The organism is Gillisia lutea (genome assembly GCF_021568705.1).
Taxonomy (GTDB): domain Bacteria; phylum Bacteroidota; class Bacteroidia; order Flavobacteriales; family Flavobacteriaceae; genus Gillisia; species Gillisia lutea.
Genome location: NZ_JAKGTH010000006.1, coordinates 343,392 through 365,209 on the forward strand (window position 1 = coordinate 343,392; position 21,818 = coordinate 365,209).

Here is a 21,818-nt window from a genome sequence, read left to right on the forward strand (position 1 = left end):
TCTAAACTTTTGCTTCTTCCTCTACGTTCACTCTAAAATCTAAAGGCTCCAAAACCTTTAAAGCTCTTTCTATAGAAGTGATTTTCTCAAAAGTTAATAACAACCTTAATCCCGCACGAGTTTGTTTCTCTTTCATCTTACAGGTTTGCGAATGACTTTGTACATACTGTAACACCTTAGTGAAATTATTGGTCTGGTAAAATCTCGATTGCTGATCGGAGATAAAATACCCCACAAATTTCCCCTGCTTCATAATGATCTTCTCCAAACCGATTGCCGAGGCAATCCACTTGATTCTAACGCTATTCAATAAGTCCACCGCTTGTATTGGCAGCTCTCCAAACCTATCTACCAACGCACTTTCAAACTTCTGCAATTCCTCTTCAGTCTTCAGGGTGTTCAATTCGGTATATAGATTCAATCGCTCGCTGATGTTGTTGATATAATCATCAGGAAATAGCAATTCAAAATCGGTGTCAATTTGAGTATCCTTCACAAAGACCTTCGCTGTAACATCTTCACTTTCCTCGTAAAGATCTTTGAATTCATTCTCCTTCAACTCTTCAATCGCCTCATTCAATATTTTTTGATAGGTATCAAAACCTATTTCATTCATAAAACCGCTTTGTTCTCCACCAAGCAAATCTCCCGCTCCACGAATTTCAAGATCTTTCATTGCAATATTAAAGCCGCTTCCCAATTCTGAAAATTGTTCCAATGCCGTAATTCGCTTTCTGGCATCGTCGGTCATTACCGAATAAGGTGGGGTAATGAAGTAACAGAAAGATTTTTTATTGCTTCGTCCTACACGTCCCCGCATTTGATGAAGATCGGACAATCCGAAATTATTGGCATTGTTAATGAAAATGGTGTTGGCATTCGTTACATCCAACCCGCTTTCAATAATGGTGGTGGAAACCAGCACATCAAATTCCCCATTCATAAAACCTAACATGAGTTTTTCTAACTTCTTCCCTTCCATTTGCCCGTGACCTACACCCACTTTAGCATCGGGTACTAATCGCTGAATCATCCCGGCAACTTCCTTGATGTTCTCAATTCTATTATGAATAAAAAATACCTGTCCCCCACGCTGAATCTCATAAATCACCGCATCTCTAATGGTTTCTTCTGAAAAACGGATAATATTCGTCTCAATAGGATATCTATTAGGCGGCGGTGTGGTAATGGTGGAAAGGTCCCTTGCAGCCATTAAACTGAACTGCAATGTCCGTGGAATTGGCGTAGCTGTAAGCGTAAGGGTATCCACATTTTCCTTAATGGTCTTTAATTTATCCTTTACTGCAACTCCAAATTTTTGTTCTTCATCTACTATCAACAAGCCGAGATCTTTGAATTTTACCGCCTTGCTTACCAGTTGATGCGTTCCAATTATGATATCGACTTTTCCTTTTTCAAGATTCTCTAAAGTCTCTTTTCGTTCTTTAGCGGTTCTAAACCTATTAAGATAATCTACCGTAACAGGAAAATCCTTCAATCTTTCAGAAAATGTCTTATGATGTTGAAATGCTAATATGGTGGTAGGCACCAACACAGCCACCTGCTTTCCATTATCTACAGCTTTAAAGGCAGCTCGAATTGCGACCTCTGTTTTACCGAAACCAACATCTCCACACACCAATCGGTCCATAGGGCGTTCGTTTTCCATATCTTCTTTCACCGCAGCAGTTGCAGTACTTTGATCTGGCGTATCTTCATAGATAAATGAAGCTTCCAATTCGTGCTGTAAATAACTATCGGGGCCAAATGCAAATCCCTTTTGGGTTCTTCTTTTGGCATAAAGCTCTATAAGATTATAAGCAATATGTTTTACTCTAGCTTTTGTCTTTTGCTTTAAATTCTTCCAAGCATTACTTCCCAATTTATAGATCTTGGGCGGTTTTCCATCTTTCCCGTTAAACTTAGATATCTTATGCAGCGAGTGAATACTTAAATATAAGATATCCCGCTCGCCATAGATCAGTTTAATAGCTTCCTGCTTCTTTCCTTCAACATCTATTTTTTGAAGTCCGCCAAACTTTCCTATCCCGTGATCTATGTGGGTTACATAATCGCCAACTTCAAGATTGGTAAGCTCCTTAAGCGTGATTGCCTGTTTTTTGGAGTAGCCGTTCTTAAGATGAAATTTATGATAGCGTTCAAAAATTTGATGATCTGTATAGCAGGCCATCTTTTGAGTATCGTCTATAAAGCCCTGGTACATTGAAAGCACCACGGTTTGATAGTCTACTTTTCGGTCCTGATCGTCAAAAATGTCATGGAACCGCTTTGCAGCCTGATCACTGACACAAAATATATAGTTCTTATAACCCGATTCCTGATTTTCTATCAAGTTATCGATCAAGAGATCGAATTGCTTGTTAAATGAAGGCTGGGGTTTGGTATTAAATTCTATAACCTCTTTTGAAATAGAGGTCACTTCTGTCCTTTTTGCGCCTGAACCCAGTTCATGCGGTACTAAGTATGCCTGATTGCTGAGTTCTACTACGGTATACTCCAACAATTGTCTTTTAATTAATTCTGCAGTACAAAAAAGTTCTTCTGGGGTGCTGTGTTTTATTTCTTCGGAAAGATTGCCAAAGGCTTCCTTTGCCTTTCCGAAGAGCGTATCTAGAGAAGCAGAGAACAACTCCAAATTCTTCACAAAGACCACCGTTTTTGAAGAAATATATTTTAGAAAACTTTCTCGTACCTCATCTAAACGCTTGTTCTCCACATTTGGCATTACCGAGATCTTCTTCACCTTATCTGTGGAAAGTTGCGTTTCCACATCAAAACTTCTGATACTATCCACCTCATCGCCAAAGAATTCAATTCTATAAGGCTCATCATTACTAAAGGAAAACACATCAATAATTCCGCCTCGAACCGAAAATTCTCCAGGTTCTGTTACAAAATCTACTCGTTTGAATTTGTATTCAAACAATACTTCGTTTACAAAATCTATTGAAAGCTGATCATTAATAGCGATCTTTAAAGTGCTTTTTTCCAGTTCTTTTCGTGTAACCACTTTTTCAAAAAGCGCATCGGGATAAGTAACTATCACCGCGGGTTTCTTGCGTGAGTTGATTCTATTTAAAACCTCAGCTCTTAAAAGTACATTGGCATTATCGGTCTCTTCCAACTGATAAGGCCTTCGGTAACTTCCGGGATAGAAAAGTACATTTTTCTCTCCTACTAGCTGTTCCAAGTCGTTCAAATAATAAGCAGCTTCTTCTTTGTCGTTAAAGATCAGCAAAAAAGGTTTTTCCGAGGCTTCAAAAGCATTGGAAATCACAAAGGAAAGGGACGAACCTACAAGGCCTTTTAAGTGGATTCTCGCTTGATTTTCTTCAGAAGAGGAAATAGAAGACTGCAGTTTCTGCTGTTCCAGAGACTGTGCAAAGTTTTGGGCAATAGTGGTTTTACTCATTAGCGCAAAGATAATTCCTGATATCTTGCCTAGCAAGTCCACAACATTTTTTTAACTATAAAGTGACAGTGACCATCTATAGTAACAAAAGGGAATTGAAAAAGTAAACGCAGCGTTAAGCTTCCCCAGTGTATAAAAATTTATAGAGAGGGTTAGATTTTCTGTTAACAAAGCCATGATAAGCAATATAACTAAATATAAGACCTGCCCCGCCAAGTGCCACGTAGGATATAGCTGGAGAATTGTTCATATGTCTTATATATATTGCGAAAAGTCCCCAAACAGCAACTGCCGCAAACTCCCGCATATTCCTTTTATAAATGATTAGTGAATTTATTATAACCACTACCACTATCATTAAAACGGTCCAGGTTTCTTCACTTAAAAAATCCCCCTTCCAACCTATTTTGACCAGATAGGCAGCAACATTGGTAACTGTAGCAACACTAATCCAGCCTGCGTAAATACAAATAGGCCACCAGGTAAAAGCTATTATTTTAAAGGAGGCATCCCACCGCTCCATATTTGTATTGAGAATAATTTTTATAAGACATACCAACATAAAGAACATCAATACCACTGAAAGCAAGGTGTACTCATACAACCAAGCTACTACCCAGGCTGCATTAGCAATATTTGTAAGAAAGAACCAAGGTCCTGTTTGTAATATAAATGAGGTATCTACCGTATTATCTTTAAAAAAAGCACGATCTATCTGGAAAACAACATAAATTATTAAAGCTAAATAGATAATTCCCCATATAGCAAAAGCGTAGCTTGCGGGTGTAAAAAGATTTCTATATTCCTTACTTAGCCCACCAATGGTATTATCATTAATTCCAATAATTTGAGCATAGTAACTGACTATAATAATCAGTAGTACCGAAAACATATTGACTAAAGCTAAGTTCCTTTTCATATCCCTAAGATATTAATACACTAAAATTACTTCTTTTTTTGTGATTGCGAATATTCTATCACCTTCCTTCGGGTTTATCCAATAATTTCCAGTAAATTCTCCAAAGGCCGGAAATATTAGTTGTTGCTCATTAATATAGAAGCAGCGCAAGTTGAGTTGTTGTCTGCCCAAACCTCTTAATTTGAAACCAGGATGCAAATGCCCGCAAAAATTAAAAAAACCCTCTCTTTCTTCGGGATGGTGCGTAAGTAAAAAAGTTCCTATTTGTAACTCTGACAATACCTTAACACCTAATTCTTCATATTTCAAGTGAGAGATAATATCATGATTTCCCGCCACCAGTACAACTTTAGCTGTAATAGTTTGCATCCAACTTTGAAAAAGATCCCACTCTAAATTCAAAGAACTATGGAAAAGATCCCCTAGAAAACAAATGCTTTTAGGCTGAAATTGAGCTATTACATTATTAAGACGATCGAAATTCTCGGTGATTGCCGAATTCGGCACGGCACTTCCATATTTTCTAAAGTGAGAGATCTTCCCCAGATGCACATCGCTTATAAGTAGCATTTGCTCTTCTGGCCAATATACGGCCCCGCTAAAATGCAAATCGAAGTGCTGATTATTTAATTGAATGGATTTCTTCACATTGCAAATTTAATCACTTTTCAAGCTGTTTGAGCATTCGCCTGATGCGATCTTCCAATTTTTCTGAAGACAATTTTTCCCGCAATCTATCGGTAATTATGGGAAATGAGAATGGAGTAGGTTTTTCACACTGCTTCCAAATAATTTGCTGTTTTGCAATTCTCTCTAAAGACAAACGTAACCTGCCCTCTTCCAACTGATGTTCAAAGGTTTCACGATACGCTTGTAAAAACAGGAGATTTTCAGGTTCATGATCTTTAAATACGCTAAAGAGCAATTGCGAATTGGATTGTAAATGTTTTGTCTTGATCAATTTATTGGGAAAACCCGTAAATACAAGTCCCGCAATAACAGCAATGTCTCTGAATTTCCTTCTTGCCATTTCTGAAGCATTCAAACTTTTATAAAGATCATCCATTAAAAAATCGAAAGAAAAAAGATCATTATCCAATACCTGCTCCATATCGATCTCCTGATCGGAAAGCAGCTCAAACCCATAATCATTAAAGGCCAGGGTGAATGAAATAGGAGTGAGTAAGCTTATTCTATATGCCAACAGACTTCCTAGAGCTTCATGCACAAATCTACCTTCAAAAGGATAGAAAATTGCATGATACCCCTCTCGCGTCTTAAAAGTCTCAATAAGAAATTCTTCACTTTTAGGAATTATTGATTCTCTTATCTGCCTTTTAAAAATAGGCCGTAATGCTTTCAATTCAGAAGAACGAACCGAACTTGACGGCAATTCCATGGATGCAGCCGCTTCATACATCTCCTCTCTTAGCAGCTCACTCATTTGAGCCGAAAATGCCATCCTTCCCCCTTGCCAGCTAGGCACTCGAGATGTTTTTTGCTTGGAAGTCTTTACAATTACCTGCATGTTTTTAATACGCACCAATTCCAGATTTCTTCCCGCAAAAGTAAACACATCTCCCGGCTTCAATTTTGAAATGAACCATTCTTCAATACTTCCAATATAACCGCCTTTCATATATTTTACGGTAAGTACGGCATCGCTTACTATGGTACCTATTTGTAGTCGATGTCGCATTGCCACTCCTCTATCGTTCACTTTAAACTTTCCATTCTCTTCAATTTCCACTTTCTTATACTCATCATAAGCTTGTAAACTCTGGCTCCCTTTCGTGATGAAGTTGAGAACCCATTTCCATTGATCTTCGGTAAGCTCCTGAAAACAAAAAGTCGATTTTATCTCCCTATAAATATTAGCAGGAAAAAAACCGTTAGACACCGCAAGGGTGGTTAGATATTGTACCAAAACATCAAAACTTTGTAGATAAGGAATACGGTCTTCCACCACGGTTTCCTTGACCGCCTTTTGAAGGGCCGCAGCCTCAATAAGCTCTATTGCATGCGTAGGCAAAAAATGAATAACACTTTCCTTTCCCGGTTGATGGCCGCTCCTTCCCGCTCGCTGTATAAATCTAGCCACCCCTTTTGGGCCACCAATCTGGATAATGGTTTCCACCGGCGCAAAATCCACCCCCAAATCGAGACTGGACGTGCACACCACGGCTTTTAATGTTTCATCTCTAATTGCCTGTTCTACCCATAATCTAGTCTCTTTATTGATACTCCCGTGATGCATGGCCATTTCTCCGGCAAATTCCGGATATTTATTCAGGAGTTTTTGGAACCACAATTCACATTGAGAACGGGTATTTGTAAACAAAAGGGTAGTTTTTGAAGCTTTAATAATTGGAACCACCTCATCAATTAAGTGCAAGCCTAAGTGTCCACGCCAGGGAAATTTTTCCATCTTCTTTGGAATGATAGATTTCACACTTATCTTCTTGTTGAGCTTGGCTCTTATCAATTCTGAATTGTTGAAGGCCTCTGAATTTGGCCCTAACAGAACCTCCCTTGCCTGTTGAAGATTTCCAATAGTAGCAGAAATCCCCCAGATCTTTAAATTTTTAGAGATTGTTTTTAATCTGGACAATCCCAATTCTACCTGCACGCCTCGTTTGGTTCCTAATAGTTCATGCCATTCATCAATTACGATGGCGTTAAGGTCTTTGAAGGTTTTATCGTAATTTTTGGAAGCAAGTAGTAACTGTAAACTTTCGGGAGTGGTTATTAGTAAATCCGGCATTTGTCGCTTTTGTGCCGCGCGCTCCTTCTGAGAAGTATCTCCCGTTCTAATTCCAACTGTTAGCGATGTTCCCATTTCTTCTGCAAATCGGGTTGCAGATTGGGCGATTTCTACAGAAAGAGCACGCAAAGGAGTGATCCAAATCGCTTTTAGTCCTTTTTTATGCTTGGTCTTATAATCGGGATTATTTTTTATATAATCCAATACTATAGGCACCCACAGCGCATAAGTTTTCCCACTTCCGGTAGGTGCATTTAGAAGTCCGTGTTTACCTTGTAAATATGCTGTCCAAGTTTGTTTTTGAAATGCGAAGGCCTTCCAGTTTTGTTTAGCAAACCAGTTTTCAGCAAGTGTGAAAAGTTCATTTCTATTCATTGATAAGGCTGACTTCTATTAAGGAATAAGAGCTTTCAAGTCTTCTAAGGTATTGGCATCTTCAATTTTCTTGTCCTGTCTCCATCTTAAAATTCTTGGAAACCTAGTTGCAACACCACTTTTATGCCGTTTAGATTGTGCTATTCCCTCAAAAGCAATTTCAAAAACATGATGAGGTGTCACGCTTCTAACTGGGCCAAAACGTTCTAAAGTATTTTTTTTGATCCAGGCATCTACTTTTCTGAATTCGGCATCGGTTAAACCGGAATAGGCTTTCGCAAAAGTTACCAGTTCTTTTTTCTCTTCATCCCAAAGTCCGAACGTATAATCGGTAAATAAATTTGTTCTTCTCCCATGACCGCGCATCGCATAAGTAAGCACGGCATCGATAGTTAGCGGGTCTACTTTCCATTTCCACCAATCCCCCTTTTTCCTTCCCACTAGATACGGAGAATCCAATTTTTTAAGCATCAGTCCTTCTGAACGTTCTTCTCGTGCCCTATCTCTTTCAATTGCCACTTCCTCCCAGGTATTAAATGAAATGGTTTCAGAAAGATGAAATGGGATCTCTTCCGTATTTATTTCAGCATATAGTTTCTCGAGAACAGTTCTTCGTTCAGAAAAGGGCTGATCTCGAATATCTTCTCCCTCCCACTCCAAAATATCATAAGCTTTTAAAATTACAGGAGTTTTTGCTAATAAGGATTTAGACACCGTTTTTCGGCCTATTCGGGTTTGCAGATCGTTGAAGGTTCCTATCTCTTTATTGGGAAATGCTAAAATTTCTCCATCTAGTACAGTTCCGTTAGGTATGTTTTCAATAAAACTTTGAAATTCCGGGTATTTATCGGTAACCAATTCTTCCCCTCGGCTCCAAACGAATAATTCATTATTACGAATAATTATCTGGGAGCGGATTCCGTCCCATTTATGCTCTGCCGCCCATTCACTAACCTCCCCTAAGCTTGAAGTTTCTCCTTCTATGGCATAAGCAAGGTAAAATGGGTAAGGTTTTGAAAGGTAATCTTCTTCGTTCTCCTCTAATATAAGTTGTGTGAAGGAGATCTTTTCAGGATCCCAATTTCCCATCAATTTATAGGCAAGTATATCTTCATCTATATTAGTAGCTTTCGACAGGGCTCTCGTCATTAACTTCTGACTTACCCCAATTCGGAAACTCCCGGTAATTAGTTTAGTAAAAACAAATCGTTCATAATAATTCAGTTCTAACCAATTATAATGCAGGTACTCCTTTTTCTCTTCTTCCGTTTTCGACTTCAACTGAATGATTTCCTGCAAGAACTGATTCAGGCTCTTCTCTGAAGTTTCTTCCGAAGTGGGGACTACCAATGCAATGGTTTCGGCAAGGTCTCCCACAATGTGATAGGATTCTTCAAAAAGCCAAAGAGGAATATTCGCTAATTGAGAAGCCCAATTTCTGAGCAAGGTGGTATTTACTGGCCTTGGCGGTCTTCTATGAGAAAGAATAGCAATGGCCCACACCTTATCTTTATCGGGCGCAATTTCAAAATACTTAGTGAGCGCTTCCACTTTTAAAGTGGTTTTATTGGTGCTATCTAGTGTTTTTATAAGTTGTGAAAAGTGCTTCATTTACCTCTTCCTTTCTTCCTGTTTTCTATTTACAAACTACTTCAAATTTTCTACTGCTTCGGTTTGTTCGGTTTTAGCTTCCAACTCTCCAATCTCACCTTCGTATTGAGTTTCTTCTGTTCTTGCATCATAGCCTTGCTCTATTAAATACCTTGAAAATATATCGGTATAACCATGAGTACATATCACTTTTTCGCAACCCGTAGCTTTTATGGAGGAAATAAGCCCTTCCCAATCGCAATGGTCAGATAGCACAAAGCCTCTATCTATTGCACGTCTTCTTCTGGCTCCGCGAAAGGTCATCCATCCACTGGCCGATGCAGTAACATAGGGAACCATTTTCTTTAACCACGGAGTGCCCTGAGCACTAGGTGGCGCTAGTATAATGTTCCCTTTTAATTCATCTTTCTTGGTGTCTCGGGTAATTAAGGTGGTTTCTGGAAAATTCATGAGAGGTCGTATAACCTCTGTCATTTTCTCTATGGCCCCATGGGTATATATTTTTCCTATACAAGGATCTAAATGCTTTAACAAACGTTGTGCTTTTCCCAGGGAATATCCGAAAAGAATAGAGGCACGTCCATCCTGTTTATTTTGCTGCCACCACTCGTTAATATCTGTCATTACCTCTTTTTGAGGCACCCATTTAAAAGCGGGCAATCCAAAAGTACATTCGGTAATAAATGAGTTACATTTAACTACTTCATAAGGTACCGCTACTCCATCATCTTCCGTTTTATAATCGCCGGTAAACACCCAAACCTCCCCTTTATATTCTACTCTAATTTGTGAAGAACCTATAATATGTCCCGCGGGATGAAGAGAGAATTTAACTCCATTTATAGTAAAGGTCTCTCCCCAGTCTTTCCCTGTTACTTCAATCTCTCCTAATCGATGCTTTATGATAGGCACATTGGTATGATGGGTAATATATTTTTTATGACCGTATCGGGAATGATCGGCATGTCCATGCGAGATAATAGCCTTTTCTACAGGCCGCCACGGATCCAAATAAACATTGGCCACGGCACAATAGATTCCTTTTTTATTAAATGCCAATAAGGGTGGTTTCATTCACTTTTCTTCTTAATGAAGTTGAATTTACTTAATTTGACTATGCTTGAAAAGGGATTAAGAAAAGATTAGCGATTGTAAAGCCGCTATTTTCCGCAAAAAAGTCAGGTAGATAAAAGGGGGTTTAACTATCTTTGCGGTATTAAATTAAATAAAAATATGTCATTTTTAGATTTGTTTGGCTCGGGAGAGCACTTGCGCAATTTAGGTCATTTTGCAGCTATTGTAAATTTAGCAGCAATTGATGGTGAAATTAATGAACATGAAGAAATTCAGTTAGAGCGCTTCGCAAGAAAATTGGATATCAGTGAAGAAGAATATTCCCGAGTACTTAAAAACCCAAGTGAATTTCCAATTCAACCTCCAAATGGAAATGAAAAACGTTTAGAAAGATTACACGACTTATTCAAGATCATTTTTTCTGATCATGAAATTGATGAGGAGGAAGTTTATCTTCTTAAAAAATACGCTATAGGATTAGGTTTCTCAACCAGTACTTCTGATGAGATCATTAAGCGTTCTATACAAATATTCAGCGGTCAGATAAGTTTTGAAGAATATAAATATCTTCTAGACAATAAGTAGGACTAGCTTCCGTATTTAGCCATAAATTCCTCCGCCTTCTCAACCATCCTTGTGCTTCCGCAGAAGAAAGGTGCGCGTTGGTGGAGCGCTGTTGGCTTGATATCTAAAATGCGAGAAAAACCATCAGTAGCTTTCCCTCCTGCCTGTTCAGTTATAAAGGCCATTGGGTTACACTCATATAGAAGTCTCAGTTTCCCATCAGTCGCTTTTGCACTTTTTGGATAAATAAATATCCCTCCTTTAATCATGTTTCGGTGGATATCACTTACCATAGAGCCTATGTACCTCGAAGTATATGGGCGGTTCTCCTTTTCCTCCTGGCAATACTTTATATAATCTTTCACACCCTGTGGAAAATGAACGTAATTCCCTTCATTGATAGAATATATATTTCCATCTTCAGGAAATTTCATATCCGGATGCGATAAGTACCAGGATCCTAAAGCAGGATTCAGCGTAAATCCATTTACACCCCTTCCTGTAGTATATACGAGCATAGTTGAGGTACCGTAAATAATATATCCAGCAGCAACTTGCTGGTTACCGGGTTGTAAAAAATCTTCTTGTGTAACAGGAGTTCCCACCGGTGTCACCCTTCTGTAAATTGAAAAAATAGTTCCTACCGATACATTTACATCGATATTTGAACTACCATCTAACGGATCCATAAGTACCACATATTTATTTTTGTGATCTCCGTTACATCCTTCAATAGTTATAAAATCCTCATTTTCTTCTGAAGCTATCCCACATACGATCTCCCGGTTAGTTAAGGTTTGAATAAAAGTATTGTTGGCATATACATCAAGTTTTTGCTGGTCTTCTCCCTGCACATTTGTTTCTCCATATGCTCCCACAATATCTACCAAGCCTGCTTTACTCACTTCATGATTTACTACTTTAGCTGCTAAACGAATAGAGTTTATTAAGCGGGAAAGCTCTCCCGAAGAGTATGCGAAATCGGCTTGATTTTCAATTATAAATTCGCCTAAGGTTTGATTCTTTTTGGGCATAAGTTGTGGTGTATGGTTTTTTGATGCGTCAAAAATATTCAAATTTATAAGTTACTACAACGTTTTCGTGATTATTATATTAATAAGCTTGCTTATTTTTGAAACAAGTAAAAACAACTATGGAATATATTATTCGAAAAGCTGAAAAACAAGACCTGCCACAGGTATTGGAATTAATTCAGGAATTAGCTGAATTTGAGAAAGAACCCGAAGCGGTGATTATAGATGTGAGTCATTTAGAGGAGGCGGGATTTGGTCCTAATCCTTTATTTACCTGTTTTGTAGCTGAAGTAAACGGAAGGATAGAAGGAATGGCACTGGTCTATTTTAGGTTCTCCACTTGGAAAGGGCGTACCTTACATTTAGAAGATCTGGTCGTGCGTCAGAAGATGAGAGGTACCGGTTTGGGAAGTGCACTTTATAAAAAGGTAGTCGATTTTGCCATATCTCAAGGAGTTAAACGGGCAGAATGGGTAGTTCTAGATTGGAATAAGCCGGCTATAGATTTCTATAAACGCAGTGGAGCCAAGGTTTTAACCGACTGGCATATCGTTCAAATGGATGAAAAAGCAATGAATGCCTACCTTAAAATTTAACATAGCTTAACGTAGCTTAGACCGGGCCACACCTACATTGTCAAAATCTATTAGTAAATTTGTGAAAAGCACAAAAAACTATGGAATATATAATAAGAGAAGCAGGAAGAGAAGATATGCCACAAGCTTTAGAGCTTATTAAAGAATTGGCAGAACATGAAAACGCTGCAGATCAGGTTGAAATTACCCTGGAAGACCTTGAAAAAGAAGGATTTGATGAAGGTAATTTTAAATGCTTTGTTGCCGAAGTTGATGGAAAAATACAAGGAATGGCATTGGTGTACTTTCGTTTTTCTACTTGGAAAGGTAGAACCGTACACTTAGAAGATCTTATTGTGAGAAAAGAAATGAGAGGCACCGGACTTGGAGGCGCTTTATATCAAAGAGTAGTACAATACGGCCATGACAACGGTGTTAAACGTGTAGAATGGGTGGTTTCTGAAGGAAATAAGAATGCTATTGAATTTTATGAGAACACAGGAGCCGATATTAAAAAGAACTGGTATACCGTACATATGGATGAATTAGGAATTCAGCAAAATCTCAAGAAATAAGTATGGAAATATTTAAATTCGGAGGCGCCTCTGTAAGAGATGCTGCTTCGGTTAGGAATGTTTTCAATGTTTTAAAAAAGACAGGGTTCAAAGAAAAGGTTATTGTTATCTCTGCCATGGGCAAAATGACCAATGCTTTTGAGGTGGTAATCAACAACTATCTTCAACCAGAAAAGAAATCCGAATCCTATTTGCAGGAGATCAAAGAATATCATTTACAGGTAGCACATGAGCTTTTTGAAAATAAACATGCACCTGTATTTGAAAAAATAAATGGTTTTTTTGAAGAACTTCTTAATTTTCTGAACCATAATAAATCTACCCAATACGATTTTGTTTACGATCAAATAGTAGGATTTGGTGAGTTACTCTCTTCTACCATTGTAAGTGAATATCTTAAAGGGCAAGGAATATACCACAGTTGGCTGGATGCCCGCCAATTTATAAAAACCGATAACACTTATCGAGATGCTGGAGTAAATTGGGAAGAAACTCAAAGTAATATCCAAGAAAGAATAGATCCAACTAAGCTTTATATCACTCAGGGATTTATAGGTTCAGACGCCAATAGTTTTACTACAAGTTTAGGAAGGGAGGGTAGTGATTATACTGCTGCAATCTTCGCTTATTGCCTAAATGCCGAAAGGGTGGTGATCTGGAAGGATGTTCCAGGAGTTTTAAATGCAGACCCGAGAAGCTTTGAGAATTCGCAGTTGTTACATCAAATTTCTTATGAAGAAGCTATAGAACTTGCTTTTTACGGGGCATCGGTAATTCACCCTAAAACCCTGCAACCTCTCCAGCGAAAGGAGATTCCTTTATATGTGAAATCGTTTATCTCCCCAGAAGGAGCAGGTACCGCAGTGAGTAAAGGACAAGCTTTAATTCCAGCAGTTCCCTGTTTCATTGTAAAAAAGAATCAGGTGCTTATATCTCTTTCTTCCCTGGATTTCTCATTTATGGTTGAAGAAAATATCAGCGAGATCTTTAAACTTTTTCATCAATATCAAATGAAGGTAGATCTTATTCAGAATTCTGCCATTAGCTTTGCCGTTTGTGTTGATAACCGTTTCAATAATCTCGAAAAACTCATCCAGCATTTAAAAGCCAGATTTAAAGTTGACTATATAACGGGAGTATCTTTATATACCATCAGGCATTTTGATGAGGCCTCTATGAAAGATCTGCAAAAGGATAAGGAAGTACTTTTAAAACAATTGACCCAAAATACCGTTCAATTGGTTACTAGAGAATAAAAAAGTTACATATTCATTTAACTATCTTTGTTCAAAACCTTAATATAACAGGCATCCATGGGAATTGTAAATGCGAAAGAAGTAGCTAAAGTAATGAACTTGGAAAAGTTAGGGCCAATAGGAACTGCTGTTGGCTGGATCGTTCTACGCACCACCAAGCTTTCAACCCTGAATACCGAATATGAAAAACGTAAAAAACTTGAAGGAATCGACTTTATCAATTCTATTCTTGAAGGTTTTGAAATAGATTTTGAGATCCCTGAAAAAGATTTGAAAAGGATACCTAAAACAGGTCCGTTCATCACTATTTCCAATCATCCTCTGGGAGGAATTGACGGTATGATATTGATGAAAATCCTTTTAGAACAGCGAAAGGACTTCAAAGTAATAGCTAACTTCCTACTACATAGATTAGACCCGCTCAAGCCATATATAATGCCAGTGAACCCTTTTGAAGATCACAAAGAAGCGAAGTCCAGTTTAGGGGGAATAAAAATGGCAATTTCTCATTTAAAAGAAGGGGGAGCCTTCGGAATATTTCCTGCGGGAGAGGTTTCCACCTATAAAGATGAAAAATTAATAGTAGATAAGCCTTGGGAACCTAGTGCCATGAAGCTTATTCAAAAAGCGAATGTACCGGTAATTCCCATTTATTTTCACGCAAAGAACAGCACCTTCTTTTATAGGTTGGCAGGAATGAATGGAGTGTTTAGAACCGCAAAGCTTCCTAGTGAAATGCTTTCTCAAAAGAAGCGAAAAATTGTTGTGAGAATAGGAAATGCTATTTCACCCGAAGATCAGAGCAGCAATCCGAATCTTGAAGCTTTTACCGCTTTTTTACGAAGAAAGACCTATATGCTCGCGAATTCCTTTGAAAAAAAGGGACTTTTTGACAACCTCCCGAAAAGCTTAAAGATCCCGAAAGCACCCAAGAAAATTGTATTGGAGACCAATGAGGCTCTTATGGAAGCAGAAGTGGAAACCTGTAGGATGTTAGACAAACGCCTGTTGGAAAGCAAGAATTACGAAGTTTTTCTCGCCAAAAAAGAGATAATTCCAAATATCCTCAATGAAATAGGCAGATTAAGAGAAATAACGTTTAGGGAAATAGGTGAAGGAACCAATAATTCCACCGATTTAGATGATTTTGATGACTACTATCATCATCTATTTTTATGGGACAATGACGCTAAAAAAATAGCTGGAGCTTATCGTATGGGGATGGGAGCCGAGATCTATAAGAATTTAGGTATCAATGGATTCTACCTGCAGGACTTATTTAGATTTGAACCTGAATTACACGATATGATGAGTCAATCTATCGAAATGGGAAGAGCTTTCATTATCAAAGAATATCAGCAACGCCCCATGCCTCTTTTCTTGCTATGGAAAGGCATCGTTCATTGTACTCTTAGATTTCCGGAACATAAATTTTTGATCGGTGGCGTAAGCATCAGTAATAAGTTTTCAAATTTCTCAAAATCGCTCATGATAGAATTTATGAAATCTAATTATTACGATCCTTATGTTGCACAGTTCATAAGACCGAAAAAAGAATTTAAAGTTAAGCTGAAAGATGCCGATAAAGATTTTGTTTTTGTTGAAAGTGAAGCCGACTTAAATAAATTTGATAGACTGATAGATGAAATTGAGCCGGGAAGCTTGCGTTTACCTGTACTCATAAAAAAATATATCAAGCAAAATGCCCGCGTCGTAGCCTTTAATGTCGATCCCCTTTTTAATAATGCCATAGATGGGTTGATGTATATTAGAATTGCTGATCTGCCTGAAAGCACCGTAAAACCGGTAATGGAAGAACTTCAAAAAGAGTTGGAAGAAAAGTCTCACAAGATTTAAAAGCCTTTTAAAGGCTTGTTAATTTCCTGTTATTCCCAAGTACTGCTTGGGAATTCTTTGTTTTGATGCTTACCTTTAATCTTCTAAAAAATAAAAGAAAATGGAAAGAGTATTAGTTGTGGGTGCCACCGGGCATACTGGAAAACGTGTGATAGAGATTCTAAACAATTCCAAAACTTTTGAACCTTATGCTATGATCCGGAAGGAAGAGCAAAGGCAAATTTTCGAAGATATGGATGTGGAAACGGTAATGGGTGATCTTGAGAAAGATGTTTCTCATGCTGCGAAAGGTATGGATAGAATAATATTTGCAGCAGGATCAGGTAGTAAAACGGGCGAAGATAAAACCATTGCTATCGACCAGGAAGGAGCTAAAAAGATGATAGATGCTGCTAAAAATGAAAAGATCAAAAAATTTGTGATGTTAAGCTCTATGGGTGCAGATGACCCTTCGCAAAATAAAGATATGAAAGTTTATTTACAGGCAAAAAAGAATGCTGATGAACATTTAATACAAAGCGGACTTACGTATTCCATCCTGCGTCCCGGATCCCTTAATGATGAATTAGGGTTAGCAAAAGTTAAATTAGCTGAAAAATTAAATGAACGCGGGGAGATCTCCCGAGATGATGTAGCCTTTTTATTAGTAATGAGCCTTGCAGACCCATTAGTTAAAAATAAAACCTTCGAGGCACTTGAAGGGCGGGAATCTATTAAATCTGCTATTATAGAATTAAGCAGTTAAGTTGAAATGAACGATTAATAAACAGGCCTGAAATATAAAATTTCAGGCCTGTTTATTTTTAGTTGTTTGCAGCAAATTCTCTGCAATATTCTTTGATCTCATTTCGTGTAGCAATAAATGCTGCATGTATCTCGCCTTCAGTGCCCTTAAGTTTAGACGGATCGGAAAAATTATGGTGCATTCTAACAGCACCTTTTGAAGGAATAAAAGGGCAATTTTCATTGGCATGGTCGCATACGGTTATGATGAAATTAAAGTCTATATCCTTATATTCATCTACATGATTGCTGGTATGCCCTGAAATATCAACACCGTCTTCCAACATTACTGCCACAGCTTTAGGGTTTAGCCCGTGAGTTTCAATTCCTGCACTGTAAACAGAAGCTCTGTTTCCATAAAATTTTTGAAGATAACCCTGGGCCATCTGACTTCTACAGGAATTCCCAGTGCAAAGTATAAGTATATTTTTCACAAGTTTAATTTTATTAACAGCATCCGGTACCCGGCGTGCATGAAGTTAAGGTATCAAGATCCATTTCTTTCTTTTCCTGGGGAACTCCACAAAGTTCCTGAGCTTTACAGGCAGTAGATGGCACATGTAGTTCCAATATAAGTTGGTCCTGAAGTATTCTATGATCGTGAACCTCCAACTGCGCAGTGTGAAAACTATCGTTACCATATTCAAATTTTATTATTGCAGAAGAAACAAAGGCTTTCATTTTCCCAACCCTTTCCAGGATCTCTAAAGCTTTATTTACGAGCATAAAATCTCTTTTCCCTATCTCTTCGGGACTCTCCCATAGTTGAATAATAGTTTCCCTCCAGGAATCTTCCTGCCCGCCGCAATCTACAGCGTCTATTTTTAAGTGCTTCACTTCGGTGATATGATAATTAGCCTGCACTAATAAATTAGGAGCGTATTCAAATAATAAGGATTTGTCCCGGTGTTGTTCCAGTAACTTAAAAAGATCACGAGTTTCCATATCTAATTTATTTATATATCGCAATATTACGATTAATATGAATTCAAACAAAATATTTTCATATTAAAAGCACACTAGCAAATTTATTATTAAGACGTTCTTTTATAGAAAAGCCTTATCGTTTGGCTCCCAAAGCTCAATTTTATTGCCTTCAAGATCAACGATCCATCCAAATTTACCCTCTTCAACAGTTTGTATCTCGTCCATAACCTGCACCCCTTCTTTCTTAAGCTCTTTCAAAAGCTCTTCGAGATTCTCCACTCTAAAATTCATCATGAAATTTTTCTTAGAAGGCTCAAAATAGGTGGTGTCATCTTTAAAAGGGCTCCATTGTGTGGAACATTTGTTTCCATCCTTATCCATCCACCAGAAGGTGCATCCCCATTGATCGGTATTTAGGCCTAAATGTGTATTATACCAATCTTTAACAGCCTTTGGGTCTTTGGTTTTAAAGAACACCCCACCTATGCCTGTAACTCTATTTTTCATATAACAACATTTAATTATTAGCTACCTTCTCCAAATCTATCAATAATCTTCCCCGCGATGGTAGTTGCCAGTTTTTCATGAGACTCCACAGTCCATCCAGCTACATGCGGACTAAAAATCACATTTTCGAAGAACATTAATTCACGTAATGCAACCGGCATTTCCTTCTCTAAAAAGAGGTTTTCAAAAGATGATTTTTCATATTCCAATACATCTAGCCCGGCACCTCTGACCTTCCCTTCTATTAAGGCTGAAACCAATGCTGAAGTAACTACGCTTTTACCACGAGCAGTATTTATTAGCCAGAACGGATTTTTAAATTTATTTATGAAAGTTGTATCGACCATTTGATTTGTAAGTGGTGTCCATGGTGTATGTAAGCTCAGTACTTCAACTTTCTCATGAAACTCTTCCAAACCCACTTGTCGCGCGTTTTCATCTCCTACTGCTGCCTTAATATCATAGCACAAGACCTCCACATCAAAACCCCGTAATTTTTTGGCAAATGCTTTTCCCATATTTCCATAACCTATAATCCCTACTGTTTTGCCATCAAGCTCCACTCCGCGATTGGCTTCTCTATGCCAATACCCTTGATGCACCTCTCTATTAGCCTTTGTCAATTTATTAAAAAGAGCCAGAATCATTCCAAGGGTATGCTCGGCTACTGCATTCCTGTTACCTTCAGGAGCCGAAAAAAGAGCGATCCCCTTAGCTTCGGCATAAGCGACATCTATGCTTTCCAAACCTGCTCCAACCCGGGCAATAAACTTAAGGTTAGGTGAAGCATCTATAAATTCTCTACCGATATTGAACCGACTTCTAATTACTATTCCTTCATACAAATGTTGCATAGCAAGAATCTCTTCCCTGCTTTTTGTATAAGCTTCTATACTTTGATGCCCCGCCTGCTCCAAGTGTTGAAGGAGTAGTGGATGGTTACTATCGGCATGCAATATGGTCATTGATCTTTAAATTTTTGGATATACTTCTACCGTCTTATCATCTTGAACATTTCCGGTATGTTTTGAACTTAACTTTTCAAAAAGCATGATATGTACTTCTTCTCCATCCTTCGTCATAGGGCAATGTTTAACCCCCATAGGAACTACAATAATTTCCCCTTCGCGCACTACTTCAACTTTATCTTCAAATTGCATATAAAGCGTTCCCTTTACAACTTGAAATAACTCATCTTCTTCCTCATGTTCATGCCATACAAATTCTCCTGACACCTTTGCCAAAAGCACTTGCATATCATTAACAGTGGCAATTTGATGTGGATGCCAGTGCTTTTTGAAACTGGTTAATTTCTCCCGTAAATTAATAGTTCTCATTATTTTATAACTTTATAGTAATTCTGAAATATTGAGGAAAATGTAATTTTAAAAGCCCAGTATGAGCTTTGCTATACTAAAATAGATCAAAATTCCACAAATATCGTTACTGGTGGTAATAAAAGGACCTGTTGCCATGGCCGGATCTATTCCCTGCTTATCGAGAATAATTGGCACAAAAGTTCCTATTAATGATGCAATAACAATTACAGAAATTAAAGAAATCCCTATAGTTAATCCGAAGGTGAGGTCGAAACCTAGTAAAAAAACACCTCCTATTGCCAGGATTACTGCCAGCACTACTCCGTTAAATAGACTTAATACAATCTCCTTAAGCAAACGATTTATCAATGATCCCTTCAAACTTTTATTTGCAAGTCCCTGTAAAACTATTGCCGAGGACTGTACCCCAACATTACCCGCCATTGCCGCAATAAGTGGTACAAAAAAGAAGAGTGCTGCATGATTTTGCATTGCTGCATCAAATGTTCCCAGAACACTTACCGAGATAAAGCCTCCAAATAAAGCGAGGATAAGCCAGGGTAAACGCGCACGTGTCAACCTCCAAATACTATCATCTGCTTCTACATCTTCAGAGATACCCGCCGCCATTTGATAATCTTTTTCTGCTTCATCTTTAATAAAGTCAACAATATCATCAATAGTAATTCTCCCTACCAGCCTATTCATTTCATCGACAACCGGGATGGCTTCCAGATCATATTTCTGCATGATCCTGGCCACTTCTTCTCCTTCGGTGTGAACGGTAACATAATCTACTTTCGGGATATAAACATCGCTTATATTAGCTTTACTTGGTGCTGTAAGTAGATCTTTCAAGGAAAGTCGCCCTTTTAATTTATTCTTATCGTCTACAACATAAATGGAGTGAACGCGCGTAACATTTTCTGCCTGCGCACGCATCTCACTCATACAATTCGTTACATTCCAGTTTTCGTTCACCTTCACCAGCTCCTTTGCCATAAGCCCCCCTGCAGAATCTTCATCATATCGAAGTAATTCCACGATGTTATCGGCATGTTCCTCGTCTACAATCTGGGCGATTACCTGTTGCTGCCTATCTTCAGAAAGTTCAGAGATAATATCAGCTGCATCATCGGTATCCATTTCTTCCAGTTCCAGGGCTATTTCCTGCGGAGAAAGATTATCCAGGATACGCTCTCTCACTCCCTCTTCCAGCTCCATTAAAGCTTCGGAAGTTTTCTCGCTATCTAATAATTTTACGATATATGTTGCGCCTTCAAGATCTAATTCGGTTAAGATCTCTGCGATATCGGCATGGTGAATTTCTTCCAGATGCAGCAGTAACTCCTCATCGTTCTTCTGCTCAACAAGAAATTCGATTTTCTCGATCAATTCATCACTTAATTCAAACTGCATATGGCTGAATTTTAAGGGTGAGATCTATAAACTCCTCTGTGCTCAATTGCTCTGGGCGTTGATTAAAAATAACATCTTCTCTAAGCTCATCGGGCAATTGAAATATTTTCAAACTGTTTCTAAGGGTTTTTCTGCGTTGCTGAAAAGCGGTTTTCACAACTCTAAAAAATAAGGCTTCATCGCAAGGAAGCTTGAAATCCTCCTTGCGTTTCAATAAAATCACCCCGCTATCAACCTTTGGAGGAGGATTAAAAACCCCGGGAGGCACCGTAAACAAGTAAGTAACATCATAAAAGGCCTGAGTTAGCACAGATAGGATTCCGTAAGTTTTATTTCCATGGGGTGCTGCAATACGCTGAGCAACTTCTTTCTGGAACATTCCTGAAAATTCAGGGATCTGATCTCTGTTCTCTAAGGTTTTAAAAACAATTTGAGTAGAGATATTATAAGGAAAGTTCCCAATGATGGCATAAGGTTCTTCCTGAAAGATCTCTTTAAGGTCGTATTTTAAAAAATCCTTTTCATGTACCTTGCCCTCTAGTTCAGGATAATTTTCTTTAAGATAGACCACACTTTCACTATCAATTTCTATTACATGAAAATCGATATCTTTTTTTACCAGATATTTAGTAAGAACTCCCATTCCCGGACCAATTTCCAATACATTTTTATAACCGGAATAAGTTAAAGAATCAGCGATATTCTTAGCTACATTTTCATCCATTAAGAAATGTTGCCCCAGGTGTTTTTTGGCTCTAACCGATCCATCTTCAGGAGCTGCCTGCTTTTTATAATGAACGTATTTTTTATTGCTATTCTTCATATC

The 21,818-nt window shown here is 38.1% G+C and carries 20 protein-coding genes; 6 read left to right on the forward strand and 14 right to left on the reverse strand.

Annotation, left to right across the window (positions count from 1 at the left end; translation table 11 throughout):
- Position 1: 1 nt before the first annotated feature.
- From mfd to L1I30_RS01570, 6 genes are all read right to left on the reverse strand, one after another.
- Positions 2–3,433: a transcription-repair coupling factor gene (gene mfd, locus L1I30_RS01545; RefSeq protein ID WP_236132486.1), complete on the reverse strand. Its 3,432-nt coding sequence runs from the start codon at positions 3,431–3,433 to the stop codon at positions 2–4.
- Between the two features lie 115 nt (positions 3,434–3,548).
- Positions 3,549–4,352 carry a TspO-related membrane protein gene (locus L1I30_RS01550; protein WP_236132487.1) on the reverse strand — a complete coding sequence of 268 codons (804 nt, stop codon included), beginning with the start codon at positions 4,350–4,352 and terminating at the stop codon, positions 3,549–3,551.
- Positions 4,353–4,364: 12 nt separating this feature from the next.
- Positions 4,365–5,000 (reverse strand): ligase-associated DNA damage response endonuclease PdeM, encoded by a 636-nt coding sequence (pdeM, locus tag L1I30_RS01555; RefSeq protein ID WP_236132488.1) that lies wholly within the window; start codon positions 4,998–5,000, stop codon positions 4,365–4,367.
- A gap of 13 nt (positions 5,001–5,013) precedes the next feature.
- Positions 5,014–7,491, reverse strand: coding sequence for a ligase-associated DNA damage response DEXH box helicase (locus L1I30_RS01560; RefSeq protein ID WP_236132489.1), 2,478 nt, complete (start codon positions 7,489–7,491; stop codon positions 5,014–5,016).
- A gap of 18 nt (positions 7,492–7,509) precedes the next feature.
- Entirely contained in the window at positions 7,510–9,102 is a 1,593-nt protein-coding gene (locus L1I30_RS01565) for an ATP-dependent DNA ligase (protein ID WP_236132490.1), read from the reverse strand.
- A gap of 36 nt (positions 9,103–9,138) precedes the next feature.
- Complete coding sequence (locus tag L1I30_RS01570; protein WP_236132491.1) at positions 9,139–10,176, reverse strand: ligase-associated DNA damage response exonuclease; 1,038 nt, start codon at positions 10,174–10,176, stop codon at positions 9,139–9,141.
- Positions 10,177–10,335: 159 nt separating this feature from the next.
- Between L1I30_RS01570 and L1I30_RS01575 the strand changes: the two genes are divergently transcribed.
- A complete protein-coding gene (locus L1I30_RS01575) occupies positions 10,336–10,761 on the forward strand; it encodes a tellurite resistance TerB family protein (protein WP_236132492.1) in 426 nt (141 codons plus the stop codon).
- Positions 10,762–10,763: 2 nt separating this feature from the next.
- On the opposite strand, the gene fbp is transcribed toward L1I30_RS01575, so the two are convergent.
- Complete coding sequence (gene fbp, locus L1I30_RS01580) at positions 10,764–11,774, reverse strand: class 1 fructose-bisphosphatase (protein WP_236132493.1); 1,011 nt, start codon at positions 11,772–11,774, stop codon at positions 10,764–10,766.
- A 119-nt stretch (positions 11,775–11,893) separates the two neighbouring features.
- Here fbp and L1I30_RS01585 point away from each other — a divergent pair, with 119 nt between their 5' ends.
- From L1I30_RS01585 to L1I30_RS01605, 5 genes are all read left to right on the forward strand, one after another.
- Positions 11,894–12,370, forward strand: coding sequence for a GNAT family N-acetyltransferase (locus L1I30_RS01585; RefSeq protein ID WP_236132494.1), 477 nt, complete (start codon positions 11,894–11,896; stop codon positions 12,368–12,370).
- Between the two features lie 80 nt (positions 12,371–12,450).
- Positions 12,451–12,924: a GNAT family N-acetyltransferase gene (locus L1I30_RS01590; RefSeq protein WP_236132495.1), complete on the forward strand. Its 474-nt coding sequence runs from the start codon at positions 12,451–12,453 to the stop codon at positions 12,922–12,924.
- Between the two features lie 2 nt (positions 12,925–12,926).
- Positions 12,927–14,180 (forward strand): aspartate kinase, encoded by a 1,254-nt coding sequence (locus tag L1I30_RS01595; RefSeq protein ID WP_236132496.1) that lies wholly within the window; start codon positions 12,927–12,929, stop codon positions 14,178–14,180.
- 57 nt (positions 14,181–14,237) lie between these two features.
- Positions 14,238–16,037 carry a GNAT family N-acyltransferase gene (locus tag L1I30_RS01600; protein ID WP_236132497.1) on the forward strand — a complete coding sequence of 600 codons (1,800 nt, stop codon included), beginning with the start codon at positions 14,238–14,240 and terminating at the stop codon, positions 16,035–16,037.
- 100 nt (positions 16,038–16,137) lie between these two features.
- Positions 16,138–16,782, forward strand: a complete 645-nt coding sequence (locus L1I30_RS01605) for an SDR family oxidoreductase (protein WP_236132498.1) — start codon at positions 16,138–16,140, stop codon at positions 16,780–16,782.
- A gap of 58 nt (positions 16,783–16,840) precedes the next feature.
- Here the strand turns inward: L1I30_RS01605 and L1I30_RS01610 are convergent, their stop codons facing one another.
- The 7 genes from L1I30_RS01610 to rsmA form a co-directional block, all read right to left on the reverse strand.
- A complete protein-coding gene (locus L1I30_RS01610) occupies positions 16,841–17,254 on the reverse strand; it encodes an arsenate reductase ArsC (RefSeq protein ID WP_236132499.1) in 414 nt (137 codons plus the stop codon).
- 13 nt (positions 17,255–17,267) lie between these two features.
- The gene (locus L1I30_RS01615) at positions 17,268–17,765 is read right to left on the reverse strand and encodes a DUF6428 family protein (protein WP_236132500.1); all 498 of its coding nucleotides are present in this window, start codon (positions 17,763–17,765) and stop codon (positions 17,268–17,270) included.
- 102 nt (positions 17,766–17,867) lie between these two features.
- Positions 17,868–18,254 carry a VOC family protein gene (locus tag L1I30_RS01620; protein ID WP_236132501.1) on the reverse strand — a complete coding sequence of 129 codons (387 nt, stop codon included), beginning with the start codon at positions 18,252–18,254 and terminating at the stop codon, positions 17,868–17,870.
- A gap of 17 nt (positions 18,255–18,271) precedes the next feature.
- Positions 18,272–19,219: a 2-hydroxyacid dehydrogenase gene (locus tag L1I30_RS01625; RefSeq protein ID WP_236132502.1), complete on the reverse strand. Its 948-nt coding sequence runs from the start codon at positions 19,217–19,219 to the stop codon at positions 18,272–18,274.
- A gap of 6 nt (positions 19,220–19,225) precedes the next feature.
- On the reverse strand, positions 19,226–19,591 hold the full coding sequence (locus tag L1I30_RS01630) for a cupin domain-containing protein (RefSeq protein ID WP_236132503.1): 366 nt from the start codon (positions 19,589–19,591) through the stop codon (positions 19,226–19,228).
- Between the two features lie 48 nt (positions 19,592–19,639).
- Positions 19,640–20,992 (reverse strand): magnesium transporter, encoded by a 1,353-nt coding sequence (gene mgtE, locus L1I30_RS01635; RefSeq protein ID WP_236132504.1) that lies wholly within the window; start codon positions 20,990–20,992, stop codon positions 19,640–19,642.
- Positions 20,982–21,815, reverse strand: a complete 834-nt coding sequence (rsmA, locus tag L1I30_RS01640) for a 16S rRNA (adenine(1518)-N(6)/adenine(1519)-N(6))-dimethyltransferase RsmA (protein WP_236132505.1) — start codon at positions 21,813–21,815, stop codon at positions 20,982–20,984. Before rsmA ends, mgtE begins: the two co-directional genes overlap by 11 nt.
- Positions 21,816–21,818: the final 3 nt, after the last annotated feature.

Bases quoted from the DNA above. Each gene is read 5' to 3' on its own strand.
- mfd (WP_236132486.1), bottom strand. From the start codon at position 3,433: ATGAGTAAAACCACTATTGCCCAAAACTTTGCACAGTCTCTGGAACAG.
- L1I30_RS01550 (WP_236132487.1), bottom strand. From the start codon at position 4,352: ATGAAAAGGAACTTAGCTTTAGTCAATATGTTTTCGGTACTACTGATT.
- L1I30_RS01560 (WP_236132489.1), bottom strand. From the start codon at position 7,491: ATGAATAGAAATGAACTTTTCACACTTGCTGAAAACTGGTTTGCTAAA.
- L1I30_RS01565 (WP_236132490.1), bottom strand. From the start codon at position 9,102: ATGAAGCACTTTTCACAACTTATAAAAACACTAGATAGCACCAATAAA.
- L1I30_RS01570 (WP_236132491.1), bottom strand. From the start codon at position 10,176: ATGAAACCACCCTTATTGGCATTTAATAAAAAAGGAATCTATTGTGCC.
- L1I30_RS01575 (WP_236132492.1), top strand. From the start codon at position 10,336: ATGTCATTTTTAGATTTGTTTGGCTCGGGAGAGCACTTGCGCAATTTA.
- fbp (WP_236132493.1), bottom strand. From the start codon at position 11,774: ATGCCCAAAAAGAATCAAACCTTAGGCGAATTTATAATTGAAAATCAA.
- L1I30_RS01585 (WP_236132494.1), top strand. From the start codon at position 11,894: ATGGAATATATTATTCGAAAAGCTGAAAAACAAGACCTGCCACAGGTA.
- L1I30_RS01590 (WP_236132495.1), top strand. From the start codon at position 12,451: ATGGAATATATAATAAGAGAAGCAGGAAGAGAAGATATGCCACAAGCT.
- L1I30_RS01595 (WP_236132496.1), top strand. From the start codon at position 12,927: ATGGAAATATTTAAATTCGGAGGCGCCTCTGTAAGAGATGCTGCTTCG.
- L1I30_RS01600 (WP_236132497.1), top strand. From the start codon at position 14,238: ATGGGAATTGTAAATGCGAAAGAAGTAGCTAAAGTAATGAACTTGGAA.
- L1I30_RS01605 (WP_236132498.1), top strand. From the start codon at position 16,138: ATGGAAAGAGTATTAGTTGTGGGTGCCACCGGGCATACTGGAAAACGT.
- L1I30_RS01615 (WP_236132500.1), bottom strand. From the start codon at position 17,765: ATGGAAACTCGTGATCTTTTTAAGTTACTGGAACAACACCGGGACAAA.
- L1I30_RS01620 (WP_236132501.1), bottom strand. From the start codon at position 18,254: ATGAAAAATAGAGTTACAGGCATAGGTGGGGTGTTCTTTAAAACCAAA.
- L1I30_RS01625 (WP_236132502.1), bottom strand. From the start codon at position 19,219: ATGACCATATTGCATGCCGATAGTAACCATCCACTACTCCTTCAACAC.
- L1I30_RS01630 (WP_236132503.1), bottom strand. From the start codon at position 19,591: ATGAGAACTATTAATTTACGGGAGAAATTAACCAGTTTCAAAAAGCAC.
- mgtE (WP_236132504.1), bottom strand. From the start codon at position 20,992: ATGCAGTTTGAATTAAGTGATGAATTGATCGAGAAAATCGAATTTCTT.
- rsmA (WP_236132505.1), bottom strand. From the start codon at position 21,815: ATGAAGAATAGCAATAAAAAATACGTTCATTATAAAAAGCAGGCAGCT.